Annotated in this window: 10 protein-coding genes; 4 read left to right on the top strand and 6 right to left on the bottom strand. The window is 39.6% G+C overall.

Going from position 1 to position 19,978, the window contains the following annotated elements; genetic code table 11:
- Window positions 1-6: 6 nt before the first annotated feature.
- Complete coding sequence (locus R2Q70_RS11610) at window positions 7-2,397, bottom strand: glycoside hydrolase family 95 protein (protein ID WP_316807741.1); 2,391 nt, start codon at window positions 2,395-2,397, stop codon at window positions 7-9.
- Window positions 2,398-2,769: 372 nt separating this feature from the next.
- Between R2Q70_RS11610 and R2Q70_RS11605 the strand changes: the two genes are divergently transcribed.
- Genes R2Q70_RS11605 through R2Q70_RS11590 form a run of 4 tightly spaced genes read left to right on the top strand, consistent with a single transcriptional unit; the run spans window position 2,770 to window position 8,228 of the window.
- On the top strand, window positions 2,770-4,752 hold the full coding sequence (locus tag R2Q70_RS11605) for an alpha-L-arabinofuranosidase C-terminal domain-containing protein (protein ID WP_316807740.1): 1,983 nt from the start codon (window positions 2,770-2,772) through the stop codon (window positions 4,750-4,752).
- Between the two features lie 11 nt (window positions 4,753-4,763).
- Window positions 4,764-6,305, top strand: a complete 1,542-nt coding sequence (locus R2Q70_RS11600) for an alpha-N-arabinofuranosidase (RefSeq protein ID WP_316807739.1) — start codon at window positions 4,764-4,766, stop codon at window positions 6,303-6,305.
- 15 nt (window positions 6,306-6,320) lie between these two features.
- Entirely contained in the window at window positions 6,321-7,256 is a 936-nt protein-coding gene (locus tag R2Q70_RS11595) for a glycoside hydrolase family 43 protein (RefSeq protein WP_316807738.1), read from the top strand.
- Window positions 7,257-8,228, top strand: coding sequence for a glycoside hydrolase family 43 protein (locus R2Q70_RS11590; protein WP_316807737.1), 972 nt, complete (start codon window positions 7,257-7,259; stop codon window positions 8,226-8,228). It abuts the gene before it with no gap.
- A 669-nt stretch (window positions 8,229-8,897) separates the two neighbouring features.
- Here R2Q70_RS11590 and R2Q70_RS11585 read toward each other — a convergent pair.
- The 5 genes from R2Q70_RS11585 to R2Q70_RS11565 all read right to left on the bottom strand — a co-directional run bounded on the left by R2Q70_RS11585 (window position 8,898) and on the right by R2Q70_RS11565 (window position 19,975).
- Window positions 8,898-11,291, bottom strand: coding sequence for a glycoside hydrolase family 2 TIM barrel-domain containing protein (locus R2Q70_RS11585; protein ID WP_316807736.1), 2,394 nt, complete (start codon window positions 11,289-11,291; stop codon window positions 8,898-8,900).
- A gap of 53 nt (window positions 11,292-11,344) precedes the next feature.
- Window positions 11,345-14,713, bottom strand: a complete 3,369-nt coding sequence (locus R2Q70_RS11580; RefSeq protein ID WP_316807735.1) for a glycosyl hydrolase — start codon at window positions 14,711-14,713, stop codon at window positions 11,345-11,347.
- 246 nt (window positions 14,714-14,959) lie between these two features.
- Window positions 14,960-16,204, bottom strand: a complete 1,245-nt coding sequence (locus R2Q70_RS11575; RefSeq protein ID WP_316807734.1) for a hypothetical protein — start codon at window positions 16,202-16,204, stop codon at window positions 14,960-14,962.
- Window positions 16,205-16,294: 90 nt separating this feature from the next.
- Window positions 16,295-18,640 (bottom strand): beta-L-arabinofuranosidase domain-containing protein, encoded by a 2,346-nt coding sequence (locus R2Q70_RS11570; RefSeq protein ID WP_316807733.1) that lies wholly within the window; start codon window positions 18,638-18,640, stop codon window positions 16,295-16,297.
- A 9-nt stretch (window positions 18,641-18,649) separates the two neighbouring features.
- Window positions 18,650-19,975 (bottom strand): rhamnogalacturonan acetylesterase, encoded by a 1,326-nt coding sequence (locus tag R2Q70_RS11565; RefSeq protein ID WP_316807732.1) that lies wholly within the window; start codon window positions 19,973-19,975, stop codon window positions 18,650-18,652.
- Window positions 19,976-19,978: the final 3 nt, after the last annotated feature.

The raw sequence follows: 19,978 nt of genomic DNA, 5'->3' as shown, positions 1-19,978 counted from the left end.
TTGAGGTTAATTAGATTCAACGGCAATTTCATATACCTTCCCGGCCACTGTTTCGATTGTAGTTTTATAGTATTGACCAAGCTCAGCTGTTGTAGCGTTTTCAGCTTTGAGCCTCACTGGGGTTAAAAGGTTTAATTGTCCTCCGTTTTTAGATAGAATCGAAGCTTTTGTAAGCTTACCATCGTTCCAATACAAATCTACCTCAAAGCCACCACGGGCAACCAATCCTTTAACATAACCTTGTTTCCATGCATCCGGTAGCGCAGGCAATAGCTGTACATTATCCAAATGACTTTGCAATAACATCTCAGCAATACCAGCAGTTGCACCAAAATTGCCATCAATTTGGAATGGTGGGTGTGTATCAAAAAGATTGTTTAATGTGGAGTTTTTAAGCAATTCCTGATACATTTTATAAGCATGATTTCCATCAAGCAGTCTTGCCCAAAAGTTAATTTTCCAGGCTTTACTCCAGCCTGTGCCTTCATCTCCGCGAACGGTTAATGTTTTAATGGCGGCGTTCGAAAACACGGTATCAATCAAAGGAGAAATTTCTCTTCCAGGATGCAGGCCAAACAAATGCGAAACATGTCGGTGCTGAGGCTCTACATCTTCAAAATCACCATACCATTCCTGCAAATTGCCTTTTTTCCCGATTTGAAGTGGACGAAGCTGATTGCGTTTGGTTTTCAGAAGAGTTGCAAATTCGTGATCGATGCCTAGAACTTTAGCAGCGTCAATCATATTGTTAAACAAATCACGTATGATGGATAGATCCATTGTTGAACCAATAGTTACAACTTCTTTGCTCCCATCAGGCAGCAGATAGCTGTTCTCTGGAGAGGTTGAAGGTGCAGTAACCAAATAACCATCTTTCTCTACCAGCCAATCCAAACTGAAAAGTGCAGCACCTTTCATTAATGGATAGGCCGTTTCCTTTAAATATTTTTTATCCCCTGAAAAAAGATAATGTTCATATAAATGCTGAGAAAGCCATGGACTGCCCAAAGACCAGTTTGCCCATTTGGGATCGCCAGTGCCCTCGCCAACAGGATTGGTTTGCGCCCAGATATCTGAATTATGATGCAATGCCCAACCTTTGGCGCCATAATAATTTTTTGCCGTTTTTTCTCCATTGATTGCCATGTGTTTGATTTGTGTAATCAATGGCTCCGTCAATTCCGATAAATTAGTGACCTCTGCCGGCCAGTAATTCATCTGTAAATTAATATTGGTGGTATAATTACTGCGCCATGATGGCCGGATGGATGCATTCCAAATTCCTTGTAAATTGGCGGCAATACCACCCGGACGTGAGCAGGAAATCAGCAGGTATCTTCCAAACTGAAAATACAACGCTTCTAAACCAAAATCAGGCTTGCCTTTTTTGTAATCGCTCAAGCGTTCATCGGTAGTGATGTTTGCCAATGAATCACCCGCGTCATTAATAGAAATTGACAGACGTTTAAAATACTTTTGGTAATCGCTAACGTGGGCATTTTTGAGTGCATCAAAGGTCTTTTTCTCCGCAGTTTTTAAATAGTTTATTGCTTTTGAATTTTCATCAATCCCATCTTTATCAGGATATTGATCAAAGCCATTGAAGCTGGTCGCGGCCGAAACCATCAACACAATTTCCGAAGCGCCATTAACATTCAACAAGCTATCGGTACTTAATTTGCCATCGGTTTTAATAATTTTTAGCCTGGTTTGGTAGCGCATTCCATTATGATGAAGGCTATCTGCATAAATTAATGGCTTCTGATTTCTTCGTTCATCTGATGTGATACGGACTTTTCCTTTCAGTACAATTTGATTATTTCCTTCCGTTTTAACCGAATGTTCTAATTCATGATTTAAACCGAAATTCACGTTAAGGGCTGCCTTTTTACTTGAAGTTAACCGAATGATAATGACCTGATCAGGAAATGAGGAGAAAATTTCCCTTTTGAAGTGAACGCCATCTGCATCAAATGATGTTGTGGCAATGGCAGTAGAAATATCCAAAGTTCTGTTATAACCGCTTACCGCTCCAACAAGTTTTTGTTTGATAATAAGATTTGCCAGTGGCTGGTACATATTGGTATTTGGCCCCTGCATTTTTTTCATCAGTTTTACGGCCTCACCATTCTGCCCGGCAAAAAGTAATTTTCTTACTTGTGGTAAATATTGAGCGGCTCCCGGATTTGGGTTTGGATCAGCTGGTCCGCCTGTCCAAAGGGTTTCTTCGTTGAGCTGAATGAGTTCTGACTCAACGCTTCCAAATATCATGGCGCCCAATCTTCCATTGCCAATCGGCAAAGCTTCATCCCAATTTTTTGCTGGATTTTTATACCACAAAGTTTTGCTTAATGCTGGTTTTTGTGCATAGGAATTCGCACAATAACAGATCATCATTACAAAAAAATTGAAATAACGGAGCCTCATAAAATGATATTGGTTAGTGGCGATGACTGCCTAATAATGGGCTGAGATGATCATCGATTCGACAATTTAGAGACTAAATCACGAACTCGCATCCTGTAGTATCCTGCATTTTGATGTTAATATGCTACAATAATGATTTGAGCGCATTCGAGCCGGCCAAAAACAGCTCTTCCACATAAATGTTACGAAATACGAATCTTTCAGCTAAATGACGGGTGATTGATTAGCATATCGATGATAATATTCTAGTATACGATCAATAAAAAAAAATAATCGTACAAATAACGTTTATCTCCTTAAAAATTTTACTTTTACAAATAGTACCGACCAAATATTATCACGATGAGATTCCATGCCCCTATAAAAAGTGTGTTATTCACATGTTTTACAGCATTTTTCGCCTTTACTTCTGATGCACAAACAAAGGTTATTAAAGTTAAAATGGATCAATCCATTGCAAAAGTTCAGCCTAATATGTGGGGCGTGTTTTTTGAAGACATTAATTTTGGAGCTGATGGCGGAATCTACGCCGAGTTAATTAAAAACAGATCATTTGAGTTTGCAAAACCCCTGATGGGCTGGTCGGTTTCGAGAAAAAAGCCACAGGAAGGAGAAGTTTTGGTCGTCAATCGCAAGGAAGCTAACGCCGCAAATCCGAGATACCTTCAAATTAAAAAATTAACTGACGATTTTGAACTGATTAATGAAGGTTTCAAAGGTATTGGTGTAAAGAAAGGGATGCGTTACGATTTTTCGGTGATGTATCGCCAGTTGCAACCGGGCGTAAAAATGGTTTTGCTATTGAAAGATGCTGATAAAAAAGTAATCGGCCAGGGTACTTTCACACCAGAAGGAACTGGCAGCGACTGGAAAAAACAGTCTGTTAGTTTTGTCGCCACCGAAACCCATGCGAAAGCAAAATTTTCTATTTTATTTCAAGGGAAGGGAAATATTGATTTAGATATGATTTCCTTATTTCCCGGCGATACCTGGAAAAACCGAAAACAGGGCTTAAGGGCAGATATGGTTCAGCTTTTAGCCGATATGAGGCCGGGCTTTATTCGTTTCCCTGGCGGATGTATTGTGGAAGGAACAGACCTTGCCAATCGTTACCAGTGGAAAAATACCATTGGCCCTATTGAAGAACGAAAACTGCTCATCAACAGATGGAATACAGAATTTGCGCATCGCCCTGCGCCAGATTATTATCAAACTTTCGGACTTGGATTTTTTGAATATTTTCAATTGGCTGAAGATATTGGATCAGATGCTTTACCGATTCTAAACTGTGGAATGGCTTGTCAGTTTAATACAGGCGAAGTGGCTTCGCTGGATGAACTTGATCCTTATGTACAGGATGCACTTGATTTAATTGAATTTGCAAACGGCGATAGCTCCACAACCTGGGGCAAAAAAAGAGCTGAACTTGGACACCCAAAACCCTTTAATTTAAAAATGATGGGAATTGGCAATGAGAACTGGGGGCCTCAATATCTGGAGCGCTTAGCCATTTTCACAAAAGCAATTAAGGCAAAATACCCTGATTTTAAATTGATCAATAGTTCAGGGACAGATCCTGAAGGCGATCGTTTTAATTTACTCAACACATCACTACGTGAAAATAAAGCCGATTTTATTGATGAACATTATTACCGCCCGGCCGATTGGTTTTTGAAAAACGCTGGTCGTTATGACAACTATCCTAGAAATGAAACCAAGGTTTTTGTTGGCGAGTATGCCGTTCATGCCGATAAAAATGTAATTGGAAGTAACCGAAACAACTGGCAGAGCGCACTGGCTTCAGCATCGTTAATGACGGGTTTAGAACGCAATGCTGATGTGGTTCAAATGGCATCATATGCACCGCTTTTTGCCCATATTGATGGCTGGCAATGGGCTCCGGATATGATTTGGGTTGATAATCTGCAATCTTACGGAACGCCGGACTATTATGTTCAGAAATTGTTTTCTACCAATAAAGGAACTGATGTGGTTTCCATCACGCTCGATGAAAAAAATATCATTGGGCAAAATGGGCTTTTCGCCTCTTCCGTAGTGGATCAGGGTAAAAAACAATTGATTATTAAAATTGCAAACAACTCCGATCAAAGCCAAAAGGTAGATTTCGATCTGGAAGGAAAAACGAAGTTGAAAAGCAAAGGCACAATTGATGAGCTGTTTAGTGCTAACCTCAACCAATTAAACTCCTTCGAAAATCCTGGCGCTGTTAGCCCGAAAATATCCGCAATTAGCGTAAAAGGCAAAAAATTAAATACCACCTTAAAACCATTTTCGTTCAACGTTATCAAAATCCCATTCAATTAATCACGCCAAACATGAAGAAATTAATCCTCTCAGCAGCCATACTCTGTAGCTCCATCTTCGCCAACGCACAAACCGAAACGCTACTCAGCATCAAACCGGCGACCGATCAGGTTGTCAGTAAACACATTTATGGGCATTTTTCAGAACATTTGGGACGCTGTATTTATGATGGATTTTGGGTTGATGAAAATTCAACCATCCCGAATAAAGGCAGAATCCGTTTGGATATCGTAGATGCTTTGAAAAAAATTAACGTACCCAACCTACGTTGGCCTGGAGGTTGCTTTGCTGATGAATACCACTGGAGAGATGGCATTGGACCAAGAAATGAGCGGCCTAAAATGGTGAATACCAATTGGGGTGGCGTAACTGAAGATAACAGCTTTGGTACACACGAGTTTCTTGAACTTTGCAAAATGCTGAATTGCGAACCTTACATTGCAGGAAATGTGGGCAGCGGAACCGTAGAAGAAATGGCCAAATGGGTGGAGTATTTAAATTTTGATGGTGTGAGTCCGATGACGGCGATACGCAAGCAAAACGGCATGGATAAACCCTGGAAAGTTGCTTTTTGGGGTGTTGGAAATGAAAGTTGGGGTTGCGGCGGCAACATGACTGCCGCCTATTACAGCGATTTGTACAGACGATACGCTACTTATGCCCGTGATTATCCTGGCGCACCTTTAAAAAGAATTGCCAGTGGTGCTAATGCCGAAGATTACAACTGGACAGAAACCTGCATGAAGAATATTGGTTCAGGCAGAATGTGGGGTTTAACCTTACATTATTATACCATTCCAACCGGAAAATGGAACGCAAAAGGTTCTGCAACCAAATTTGATGAAGAACAATATTTCAACACGATGAAAAATTGTATCCGGATGGATGAAATTGTAACCAAACATTCGGCAATTATGGACAAATACGATCCTAAAAAGAAGGTAGCCTTAATTGTAGATGAATGGGGAATCTGGACAGATGTTGAGCCAGGCACAAATCCAGGATTTCTTTACCAGCAAAACAGTTTACGCGATGCTTTAATTGCCGGAACTACATTGAATATTTTTAACAACCACTCTGACAGGGTTCGCATGGCCAACCTGGCACAAACGGTAAATGTGCTGCAAGCCTTAATTTTAACCGAGAAAGATAAAATGATCCTCACCCCTACTTATCATGTTTTCGATTTATTTAAGGTGCACATGGATGCAAAGTATTTGCCTATCAGTTTCACCAGTCCTGATTACGTTTATGGCGATAGAAAAATTGCAGCTTTAAATGTATCTGCTTCACAGGATTCGACGGGTGCCATTCACATTTCATTGGTTAACCTCGATCCAAAAAATAAAATATCCCTTAATACTGATTTAGGCGACCTGAAATGGAAAACCGTAACGGGACAGATTTTAACTTCTGGAAAATTAACTGATGTAAATACTTTTGCTGATGGCAATAAAATCCATAATACCAGGTTCACAGGCGCAAAAAAATCTGGCAACGCTTTACAGGTAAATGTTCCGGCACAGTCTGTTGTCGTTTTGGAGTTGAAATAATTAGCAGTTGTAAACATGAGAAAAAAATACATCCTTTTGGCATTGCTGGTTTTGAACGTTGCAAACTTGCTGGCCCAATCTAAAAACGAAGTTTATCTGTTTGCCTATTTTAAAAATAACGGACAAGATGGTTTGCATTTGGCTTACAGCAAAAATGCTTTACAATGGACAGCACTTAAAAATGATTCATCGTTTTTAAAACCAAGCGTAAGTAAAGATAAACTGATGAGAGATCCATGTATCATACGTGGTGCTGATGGCTTATTTCACATGGTTTGGACCGTAAGCTGGAAAGATAAAGGTATTGGATACGCCAGTTCTAAAGATTTAATCCACTGGAGTGAACAACAATTTTTGCCGGTTATGGCTAAAGAAGAAGGGACACGAAATACCTGGGCGCCTGAAATTACGTACGATAATGATACCAAAACGTATATGATTTATTGGGCAAGTACCATCACTGGAAAATTTACAGAAACTGCATCAACGATGGAAGACGGCTACAATCACCGGATTTACTACGTGACCACCAAAGATTTCAAAACCTTTTCTGACACTAAACTCCTTTACGAACCAGGATTTAATGTAATTGATGCCTCAATTGTGAAGGATAACGTAAAATTCATCATGTTCTTGAAAGATGAAACCCGCGAGCCAGTACAGAAGAATATCAAAATAGCTTATGCCGATCAACTGACTGGCCCTTATTCGAAGGCGAGTGAACCCATAACTGGAAAATATTGGGCAGAAGGACCAACAGCTATCAAAGTAGGCAACAACTGGTTGGTTTATATCGATAAATACCGCGACCATAAATATGGCGCTATCCAGTCTGCCGATTTAAAAAACTGGACTGATGTTTCTGATAAAATTTCGCTACCAAAGGGTTTGAGACATGGAACCATACTCAGCATTAAAACAAAAGAACTCAAAAAATTACTAGCTCAATAGATGATGTTGAAAAAAATCAGTTTATCCATCCTCATGCTTTCAGCCATGCATTTCGCTAGCAAGGCTCAGGAAAAAATCATTACATCAAAAGGCAATCCTATTATCACCGATAAATATACTGCCGACCCCGCAGCCTATGTTTATGGTGATTCGGTATATTTGTACACTGGGCATGATGTGGCACCAAAAGGCAAAGAACGTTATGAAATGCATGACTGGTTGCTTTATTCATCTGCCGATATGGTAAACTGGAAGGAACACAAATCGCCGTTGAATGTGAAAGATTTTGCCTGGGCAAAAGATGATGCCTGGGCTTCTCAGGTTATTGAACGCGATGGTAAATTCTACTGGTTCGTAGCCATTTCTCATGGTACCATTCATGGCAAATCAATTGGCGTAGCGGTGGCAGATAATCCACGTGGTCCTTTTAAAGATGCGATAGGGAAAGCGTTGATTACAAACGACATGACCACAGATGTAAAAATCAGCTGGGACGATATCGATCCAACAGTTATTATTGATGATGATGGCCAGGCCTACTTATTTTGGGGGAATCAAAAATGTTATTACGCTAAACTTAAGAAAAACATGATTGAATTGGATGGCCCGATCCAGCGTGTTGATATTCCAAATTTCACTGAGGCGCCCTGGATTCATAAACGTAAAAACTGGTATTACCTGTCCTATGCATCTGGCTTTCCTGAAAAAATCGTTTATGCCATGAGTAAAAACGTAACCGGACCATGGGAATACAAAGGCATTTTAAACGAAGTTGCCGGCAACTCCAATACCAACCACCAGGCGATTATCGATTTTAAAGGAAAATCATACTTCATCTACCACAATGGCGCCATCAATGAAGATGGTGGAAGTTTCAGGAGATCTGTATGCATTGATTATTTAAATTACAACAGCGATGGCACCATGAAAAGAGTGGTAATGACCAGTGAAGGCGTGAAAAAAGTGAAGTAGTTTTTGCGATGGAAGATGGATTAAGAGGATGGGAAATGGATGATGGTCAATGGGAAATGGACATGGCGTTTATACCGGCATAGATGCATTCACTTAATTTCTTAATTCTTTAATGGTTATTGATGTAAGATGGACTAATGGTCAATGGAAAATAGACATGGCGTTTATACCGGCATCATCGCATTCTTAATTTCTTAATGCCTTAATGGTTATTGATGTAAGATGGATGATGGGAAATGGGAAATGGCGTTTATCCCGGCCTCATTGCATTCTTAATTTCTTAAGGCCTTAATGGTTATTGATGTAAGATGGATGATGGTCAATGGAAAATAGACATGGCGTTTTTACCGGAATTATTACATTCTTAATTTCTTAACGCCTTAATGGTTCTTGATGTAAGATGGAAAATGGGTGATGGAAAATCGACATGGCGTTTATACCTGCATTATTACATTTCTTAATGCCTTAATGGTTATTGATGCAAGATGGACAATGGTTGATGGAAAATAGACATGAAGTTTATACCTGCATTATTACATCCTTAATTTCTTAATGCCTTAATTGTTATTTATGATGTAAGATGGATGATGATCGATGGAAAATAGACAAGGTGTTTAAAGTCCCTCATCCACCCAACATCGATACATTTTACATCCACTTATTGGTTAGCTATCTTAGTTTAAAAACATGCTGAACACCTCTTAATCCAGGTGCAGAAACCGTTAATTTCACCTTCCCAGCTATTTGCTTAGACCGAAGAATCGCCATCACAAACCCTTTATGCAAATTCTTTTTATTCCCTGAAAATAATTCATTGCTTGCATGGTCACCGTTGTCAACTGCAATTAAATTTGCTGATCCTTCAACATCAAATGCTACCTCTCCTGCAGCAGTTGGTACTTTGCGTCCCTCGCTGTCGATAGCATATACCCGCACATACTGAAGATCCATACCATTAGCTTTCCATGCCTCGTTTTCAATTTCTAGCTTTAATGCCACTGCCTTTCCAGTGGTTTCCATTTCGCTTTGTGCCACCACTTTTCCACCTTTGCGGGCTATGGCAGTAATTTTTCCAGCCTGGTAAGGAACATTTTGCCAATAAATTACATTTCGACTTTTCACGTCAGTGGTATTTTTCTGAACACCTATTGATTTTCCATTGATGATGAGTTCAACCTCATCCGCATTGGTATAAGTATAGATATTATATTTTCTGCCTTCCTCCCGGTTCCAATGAGACGAAATGTATTTCCTACCTACCACCACATCATTCCATAAATGTGATTCAGCTTCGCTATCTACCACACCAATCTGAACTAAAGGTTTTTCCTGGAAAATACTTTTGATTAAATAAGCTTGAGGATTGGGTTCAAGTGAATGGTTAAAAAAAGAATAATTCCAGCCTTTATTGGGCCAGCCGCTAGATTCACCCCAATATTCAATTCCACCCCAATAAGCCAAACCAACCATTTTATTGTAGTCCATGCCAAAATAGGGTGCACCCAGTTCGTTAGTAACCGCTTCACTTTGATAAACGATCATATTCGGGGCATGCTTCAGGTATTCCTGATAATCATCCCATACATAATTAAAACTGGCAACTTCAGTCACCGTTGCCAATTCTGGTGGCACAATGTTTTCTTTTATTTTAAATGCCGGATCAGCTTTAATAATGCCCTTTGCCCGGGCAGGATACATGGCCACAGTGGTTTTTCGGGTAGGATCATAACGTTTTGCCACTACATCCATCAGGCGATAAGTGGTTACACCCCAATCGCTGGTTGGGAAATTCCATCTTTCTTCCTGAAACTGTAATTCGTTACCCAAACTCCACATGATTACCGATGGATGGTTCCGATCTCGTTTAATCCATTCTTTGATACTTGGGTACCATAAATCATTCCATGATGCGTCACCAGCCCAGGCTACCGTACTGCCCCATTTGTCATATAATTCATCAACCACTAAAATCCCTTTCTCATCAGCAAGATCAAAAAAGGCTTCGGAATATGGGTTATGAGAAGTACGAATATGATTGAAGCCAAATGCCTTGAGCTGATCCATCATCCTTGCAATAGAAGTTTCGTAAGCCGCTGCCCCTACAGCACCCAGATCATGATGATTTGCGACCCCTTTAAGAAAAACCTTTTTGCCATTTAACTTCATTCCAAATTCCTTTGAGAATTCGATCGTACGGATACCAAACTTTTTGGTCAGCTGATCGATCACCTTGCCATTTAAAACCAGTTCCACTTCTGCCGTATACAGGTTTGGTGTTTCACAATCCCACAGTTTCGGGTTAGAAATATTAATCTTAGGCAGAGGTACTTCCACTTCCGTAAGATTTACTTTTTGTGGTGCTTTTGCAGTAGTTTGCCCCACTTGTGTTCCATCCGGAGCAAGTATTTTCGTGTTAATTACTAATTCATAGGCTTTGGCCCTAATCCCAGCGATTTCAACCTGAACATTCACTTCCGCATTTTGATTTGAAATATTTGGTGTCGTAATAAAAATGCCATGGCGGGCAATAGAAACAGTATCTTTCACCACCAGATGTACATCACGAAAAAGCCCACCACCAGTATACCAGCGTGAGTTTGGCGTATCGCCGGTTGATGCCCGGACAGCAACTACATTGTCTGCATCGTATTTGATTACACTCGCAATATCGGCCTCAAAACCCAGGTAGCCATAATTGGTTCCACCGATTTTTTTCCCATTCAGCCAAACTTCACCGTGTAACATAATGCCTTCAAAATCCAGCAGAATCTTCTTACCCTTCCAGTTTGGATCGGCCTTAAATGTTTTTCGGTACCAACCAGTGCCCATTGCTTTAAAGCCCCGTCCTCTGCTGGCAGTTTTGTCCCAGGGTTGTTCAAACTGGAAATCATGTGGCAAGTCGAGTTTTCGCCAACCACTATCATCAAAACCAGGCTGTTGTGCATCGCTGATTTCTCCAGATTTAAATTTCCAACCAAAATTAAATAACTGGTTTAACCTAACCTGTTTCTTTTGCTGGGCAAAAAGTGATGTGCTTAAAATAACAGCAATTACCAATGCCATTATCTTGAAATGTTTTATAATCATATTAAACTATTGGTATTTTGAATTAAAAATTATTTGATCCGCTCTACAATCAATACATTGTCAATAATACCCGACGGCACCAAAGTGGTTTGTGGTGTAACGATTTCAGGATAAGCATAAGTGACCCTCTTATTTTCTGGCAAATCGGCATCGCCTACCATGCGGTTTACTAGGGAGTTTACCACTTCAATTTCAAGCAGATTTTCTCCGTTTTGGATAGATGATGTTATATCCGCCTCCCAGGGGCTACACCAAACGGTTGAAATTTCTTTGCCATTCAGAAAAACCCGGGCAATAGAAGCTAGGTTTGGAAATTGCAGCAATGTTTTTGTACCATTAGCAGCCTTGCTAAGTATTATTTTCTTTTTGTAAACAGCAGTTCCTGAATAAAACTTAATTCGGTTATCCGCATGCTTAGTCCAATCATTTAAAGTGGTAAATGTAACCTCGCCTGGTCCGCCCCATTTTTGATCAAAATAAACCTTCCAATCTCCTGTTATCGCTTTTGATTTTTCTTCCACACCACTTTGTTTTACGGGCAGGATATTTTCAGATCCATTTGTGGTTATGATAAATCCAGATTCATTTGGTTTTAAATTCAGGTTTAACAAAAGTCCGTTTTTGCCTGCAGAGGTAGTGGTAAGTACGTGTTGTTCTCCAGTAGTTGGATCCCAATATTCGGCATGGGTTGCTTTCGTTTGTAAACGAACCGAATCACTATAGTTATTTTTGCTATGGTTATTGAAAAAATAAATATCGTTTTCTGCCATTCGGCGATGTGCAAAGTATAATTTATCGGTAATAGTATTCTTACTTGTAAACCCGGCATCGGGTTTAATCCCTATCTCAAGTAATGCATCTTTTAACGTTTTACCCCAATAAACGCTTCCTTTATCTATTTTTTTATGGCCAGCGGCCGTTTTATCCCATAACTGATTGACAAGTTTTTGATATTCCTTTATTGCCGTTGCGTCATTTAATAACAGTGAACCAGACGGACGATCTCCATAAATCACCACACCCGCTTTTACCAAATCCACTATTTTTTTTAATGCATCTAAAGAAATATCACCACCGCGTTGTAGCACTAATATTTTATAGCTTACTCCATCAGGAAGAACAACTTTACCATCTTTTGAGCTTAGCCGGTTTATTAGCGCATCTTTAGTTAATACATCAAAATCATATCCTTCTGGTATTTCCGGTAAACGATAAGCCAACAATTTTACTGGTGCATCTTCGCCTAGATAAATACACAAATCTGCAACTGAAATGCCATTTCTTAATAAAGCAGCACACCTGGCCTGGTAATCCCAAAACGGGCGACTGTAATTCCAATAGGTATTGTTCCTATTTAATACATACTGCCTGCCACCACCAGTGCTCCCTGGAATTTTATCCAGCCAAGGCTGATAAGCTGATGCACAAACCACAAATTCCTGAGCACCAAATGCAAATGCATAGTCGGCAACATTTTTTGCATCAGCTAACGACTGACTAAATTTTAAATCTGTAAATGCTTCGGCAGATGCTATTGGTTTTCCATAAATATGAGCTGCTGATGATGTCTCTTTCACATCATAACTGCCATGTGTTTGATAAGCCCAAAATTCACCCTGGGGTTTTTGGACTTTCCCCTTGGCCTTGAAATTATCGGCTACCATAGTTAAACCATTACCAACAGCCTGTGCCGTAAACATAACATTCAGCGATCGGCATAAGCTATCCAACGTCCCAAAATACTCATCGGAGACCAGGTCTGATAATGTCAATCGCATATCATGTAGGAACCCATCTGTTTTCTCTTTTGAACCCACAATATAGCCCATCATTGCAGGAAGATAATTTTGAATTTCATAACCTCGCCTTTGCTTAAACTTTTTCTCAAAGCCGGCTGTCCAGTTTTGTGAGCCTGCTTCATGGCTGTCCATATGCAAACCGGTTAAGGGAATTCCCACTTTCTTGAGCGAATCATGCATTGCCCTGAAATAATTATCAAATTGAACTTTGGTAGCTACCGCAGAAAGTTTATCGCTCTCTAAACCCTGCAAATTTGGTCTTCCATGTTTGGTGGAAACGCCTATCGAAACACGAAAAAACCGCATCACCACCCATTTCCCAATAGGTGGAAGCCAATTCAACTCGCCTGATGAGTTTAGATTAGCTGTCAAATCGATGATGGTTTTAGGGTCAATGCCGGTAGCTTTCGAATAGGACGGCGTTTGATCCGTTTCAATATATTCAGAATTTAGCGCCGCCTTTTCTTCCCACTGGTCTATTTTTGCCTGTGAGGAGATCACCACATTTCCAAAAGGCAGGTCCTGCCTTTCATCTTTAGGGTTATTCCAATCATGAAGATTCAAACGAAAGAATTTCCCCTTTACTTCAGGAAATGCAATGGTTTTTTGATTCCAGCTAGGCGACTCGTATATCGGTTTTAAATCGCAAACTTTACGGTAATGAATGCCGTCGTCAGAAATCTCAAACTGGCCCAAATCTGGTTGTTTCACGTAGCCGGCACCAAAAAACACATCAGATGGAGGCCCGGGAATATTCATAGCACCTGTTCTCGATTTACCTCTGGCCCGAACGCGGTAGGTAATGCTACGAGCGGTGAAAGCATTATTGAAATCAAAATTGATTAATACAGATTTTCCAATTTTTTGGGCAGGAATACTGTTGAGCTTATTTTCTTTAGAAAAAACAAATGGCTTTACATCCAGCGAAGAAATATTAGTAGAAGCCTTGGGCAATTGGGTTAAACTCGTTTCCCAATTGGCTTCAGTGATAGGAAAAGCCAGCACAGCAACATCAAGTACTTTACCTGATTTACTTTTGCGGACGGGAAGTGGGAGTTTACCTACAAATCGCTGACCACCAGTTAACACGGTATCAGTTGCATCAAGCCGTTGCATACTCAATTCTTCTGTAATCCAAGGCCCGCCAGAAACATAACCATTTGATAAGTGCGTTTCGAATGTTAAGCCAAGTCTTTTGGCTTCGATTGCAGCGAAACGAAACATCTCCCACCATTTAGGCGAGAATGCCAGCAATGCATTTTCCCCTTTACCATGCTGTTGATCATAATAAACTACGCCCCCAACACCTTGCTTTTTAAATGCTTCCAAATCGGCAGTAATGCCTTCTTTAGTTGTTTCTGTGTCTCCATGAAACCACCAAAGTTTGGTTCTTGCTATATCTGATGGCTTGTAAAACTCCTTTCTAATCGATTGTAAAGCAGGTTTGTTTACTTGCGCAGACACTGGTAAACTATATACAGCAGCGGCAAAGCTCAACAATCTCATAATAAATGACATTTTTATCCAGTGCATCAGGTCTTGCTTTTCAATATTTCCAGTCGTTAATGTTCGGAAACGAAAGCTAATTGGAGGTTTCATATCTCGTCTTAAGTTTATATTTGGTTTGGTACATATATGATCTGCTATTATTAACTATTAGCACAAGGGAACATAAAAATTCCCTCGATCGAATAATTTGAGATCAATATTTTATTGAAAATTAAAGAGAATTGAATGGAGTACAGTAAGTTCCTTTAACCAAAAAAAAACCATTTTTATCCAAAGAATGGACAAGACAATACCTTGTTTTTCAGGATATTAATATTATAGAATTTAAAACAATTTCTAGAACTGATAAAGGATACTCCCATCCTCAGCGCTTAATTTACACGATTTCACAAAAGCCGTTCCTTCGAATTCCAGAAAAAGTCCTTTGATATTCCCAATCGGTTCCTTGTATAAACCCGAGTACAGAAGCTTATCGTTTACAAACAACGAAACTTTTTTATTGTGGTTTATCATTTTTACGGTTGTCCAACGGTTTAAATCCATTGTGAAATTTGAAAGATTAATTTTACTTCCAACATAAGAATGCTCACTAACGTTATTGGTGATGCGGTTGCTGCAACCGGGCGTGGCTAACCGGAAACGAATACGCTTTTTGATTCCAGAAACCTGAAATTGTGTGCTTTTGCAATAAACTCCGTTATCATCAACCTTGTTTTTAAAAATAGCCTCAAACACAAAATCTTCACCAGTATAGGCAATCGGTGTAAAATTGCATAGCCTGGTATAAACCAACCCAGCCGTATCGATCCCTTTATTTTTCAGTTGTTGGTTAGAAATATGGAAAAGGCTATCTTTTCCTGTTTTGGCAGCAATAAATTCGTAATAGTTTCGAGGCAGTTCCTCACCCTGGCGATAACCTAAACCTATCCAATTGGTAGAAGGAACATATACATTTACATAATTAAATAATTTTTTTCTGGTTTGTAGAGTAGCGGTAAATACTCCCGGAAACAGATAAACATGAGACAGTTGGTGTTTACCGGAAGTGATGTGCACCCAGGGCGTTTTGTCGCCAAAATTGAGGAACAGGCTATCTTTACTTTGAGGAGCTTCATATTCGAAAAAGGCGGTAGCAGGTAATTGCCCCTCCATTTCTAAAAACCGCAGATTGGATTTAAAATCAGCTTTATTGCTAAAAAAATTAAAGGCAATTAAGCAAACACCAACGAGGGTAATGAGTGCAAATGGCATTGCTAAGCGATAAATACTTTTTTTGGGATTTTCTTTCGATTTTACCGGAGCTTCTGTGACGGGGTTTACAAGAGGTGCCTCATCAGCTAAGTAGAGATTTTGCCCATATTTTTCCAAAGCCTGTATGGTAGCCTGCTGTGGAATGTAGTATTCATCAACTGCTATTTTTCCAAAAATTCGCTTCAAGGTATTGGTACTAATGGAAACTTTAGTATCACGAAGAATTGCCCGGCTTAGATCCATAAAATCACTGTGTTTCCATCCAACAGCTTCTCCCCTGTTGAAACGCATTTTGCAGCTCAATACAATATTTTCGAACTTAGTTTTCATTCACAATCCACAAAGGTATTTAATTTCAGTAAGGTTGGATAAACTATAATCAGCAAGTATGACCAAGTTATTGTCCAATGAAAATCCATTTTATTTCATTAACCTGATCTCGAAAACATTTCCAATTCTGGATTTCTCACCAGCCTCAAGTTTCACTGTAATAGCTGTTGTCAATAACGCTTGCGGAATGGTAAACTCCTGATTGAAGAATTGGTCTCCTTTACTCCCATCGAGCATAATTTTCGCAATGATCGTATCGTTCACAAGAAGATTAAAATTCCGGTTTTTTTCAGCGCCATAAAAGCGCAGACTGATTTTTCCTGCCTTTAGTTCCTTATTCTTCAACCTGTAACTAAACCAACCCGTTCCATTTCTAAAATGCTGATCTTTATAAATGCCACTTTCCGTTTTTTCTCCGAGAAAATCATGATCTTTTTCGGGCTGCTGCTCTCCGGTATTAACTAAATCGACCGTTTGTGCCTCTAGTTTTTGTTTTTCTTCTTCAGCAAGTTGAATAGCTTTTGCTCTTTCAGCAAGGTTCTCTGGCGAGGAATATGGGAAGTAAATCACATATCTTTTTTCGCTCATGTTGTAAAACGGAACCAATTTTAAATTTTTATATTTTGATTGATAAATGATATCTGCTGCGCTAAAAGTGGACGAACTATTTTTCGTTGCCCGTAAATCATTTGCCAGGGATGTTTTGTTTCCAGTGATTAAAGGCACCTCATTTATAGGGAAAAGTGCACCAAAAGCTATGTGCCCCATTCTGCTTCCATCTGCAATTAAATTTGGCTGCTTGAGACTATCTATCTCCGCGGCCAAAACAATCGGTCCATGTAAAAAAGCAACCCAATCCGATCCATCGGGCAAAAATTCAGCGCTGGTATGCATCGGTAATATCAGTTTTACTACATCACCTGTCGACCATAAACGATCGATGCCGATGTAACCATTTCCCAAATCTTTTCCACTAACTTTTTTGCCATTAACGGAAATTAACATTTTACCAGCTTGTACCCATGATGGATGCCGAACATTCAAAGCAAAACGGGTTTGACGCTTAAGTTTCAACTTAAACGTGGTATAATCAACATCAGGAAAGGTTGTCTGCTGAATCACTTGTATTCCTTTTTCTTTCCAATTCAGTGTTGATGGAATGAAGAGGTTGACAAATAGATCGCGATCATCATGCGCATAAATCAGTTCACCATATTTTCCATGATTTTCAAGTCCCGAACCCACGCAGCACCAGAAACTCTCTTGTGGATTTGAGTAAGTACGATAATGGCCCGGACGCATGGGCGTAAAATAGACAAATCCACCACCGGCTTTTTGAGAGGTTAAAATATGATTGTACAGTGTCCGCTCATAATAATCTAAATATGCGCTTGATGGATGAGAAAGAAAAAGCTGCTTCGTCAACTTCAACATATTATACGAGTTGCATGTTTCCGGTCCCTCGCGTGATTCCATCATAGAAGAAAAATCGTTAGCAGGATGAAAATGCTCCCGAACGCTGTTTCCACCAATTGCCACGGTTCGGTTTTTCACAACAGTTTTCCAAAAAAAATCGGCGGCATTGGCCATCGAAGAATCGCTGTCGGTCAACGCAATTTGCTCAAAACCAATAACCTTTGGAATTTGGGTATTGGCGTGCAAGCCGTTCAAAGCATCCTTATTGTTTTTGAGTGGTTTAAGAATCGATTGATCAGAGAATTGGCGGGCCAAATGAAGGTATTTCTCATCTTTAGTTATTGAATAAACGTTTGCAAAAACCTCATTTAAACCACCATGTTCGCTTTTGAGTAAAGTTTGAATTTGTTGATCTGACAAACCCGAAACTAAATCAATACACCAATCGGACAAAGCAATGAGCATTTTTTTGGCTTTTTTATTTCCGGCAATGGCATAAGCATCGTAAAGGCCTGCATAAATCTTATGGATATTGTACAATGGCACCCATCTGTCGTTTAAGGAAAAACTAGATGATTTAATATTTCCAGCTTTTATTTGCGCCCAAATTACTTTTCCGCCAGGAATCCCTGATAAATAACCGTTTCCATTTTTGATTTGGCATTTCTCCAGTTCATCAATCATGTAATCGAGCCTTCGTTTCACTTTTAAATCGCCGGTTGAAGCATACATTAACGAAAGTGCAGAAACATAATGCCCTCCAATGTGGCCATCTAAACCTGTATTTTCCCAGTTGCCATAAGCAGCCTTTTTCGGAACCAAACCTGCCTCAAGCAAATACGGCGACAAAAGTTTGTCGGCATCAAGAGCAAGCATATATGTTTTGTCGGTTTCTTGAGCCGCCAAAAACGGACTTTCCAACAAGCGAACATCAGCCAAATTAAATGCGCTAATATTATTTTGTGAGAAAGATTTTTTTGCGAAGGCAGCAATACAAATCAAACAAAGAATGAATCTCATCTTCAGATATTAATTGCCATCAGGTTTAACCAAGCTACTTTTAGGGCTATCTGGCCATTTCCAAACCATTGGATCATCAGGTTTTGAAGGATCAAAATCAGGATAATCATCAGTGATATATTTTGCAAGACCTAACTTTTGTGATTTAATACCCAAGACCACACATTTTGCAATTTCATAAGCACCATACGGATTGAAGTGCGTATTATCTGCCAATGGTTTATCTTGACCAGGATAGCTGTTCGCCGCATAATGAACTAACGCTTTTTTAGATAGCTCTTCACCTAATGCATCGTACAATTTAGCTGTCATCACATTGAGATCAATTAATGCAACATTTTCGGCAGCTGCAACTTTTCTTGCCGCATCTGGAAAATCTCCTAGGGTATTTTGAGTTTTACCATCAGCTCCAAACGATCTTCTGCTGGTTGAAGTAACAATAACAGGAATGCCACCCTTCTTTTTAAATTCAGAAACAAACATTTTCAACCGCTCGGTATATGATTTGTAGGCACCATCATTGGCTCCTTTTTCCTTTTGATCATTATGGCCGAATTCAATAAACAGGTAATCATCTGGTTTGGCAATACTTAACATTTTATCTAATCGCCTGCTGCCCGAAAAAGAACCCAATGTTAAACCTGATTCTGCATGATTGGCGATTGCTATTCCGGGTTTAAAAAATCGGGGAATCATCTGCCCCCACGATGCCCATGGCTCATCTTCCTGATTTACGACGGTAGAATTTCCAGCTAAAAACACGGTGATCTGATCCTCAACCTTTGTAATTTCTAAAGCCGCCAGCGCCGTCTGGTGGTCAAATTCCAGCGTTAATTTATCATCCCAATCCAGTTTTGTTAATTCACGTGGTTTTAAACCGACAACTCTTCCATCACTAATATTTCTATTTTTAATATTAACGATAAAAGTTTTGGTCACAAATTCCCCGGCCTTGGTTTTTACGTCTTCCAGCATTAAACGACGGGATTCTGCTTTAACTGTGGTTAACGCTGCCGCTTTTGAATCGCCAAGGGTTACGGTGATTTTGTAATTTCCCTCAGGTACTGCAACCGAAAAATAAAACGGTTGCTTGCTTCTTATTAAATCAGCTGTCAACGAATTTTTCCCGCCCCGGTCAATGCCTTCTACTTTGGTATCAAAATCGAAACCATATTTATTATTTTCCGAGAAAGAGGTTTCCGGTAAAATCTGAATGTAATTTTTAGCTACTTTTCCAGGTCCGAAGTCGAATTTGTAATCAACTTTTTGTTGAGCCCTTACATCAAATAACAGGCTTGAAAGTGCAGTGATTAAAAGTATTGGTTTAAAGTTCATTTG

It is taken from the genome of Pedobacter agri (assembly GCF_032678665.1).
GTDB lineage: Bacteria > Bacteroidota > Bacteroidia > Sphingobacteriales > Sphingobacteriaceae > Pedobacter > Pedobacter agri_A.
The sequence above is the reverse complement of the archived record's forward strand: the minus strand, read 5'-3'. Positions and strand labels throughout refer to the sequence as shown.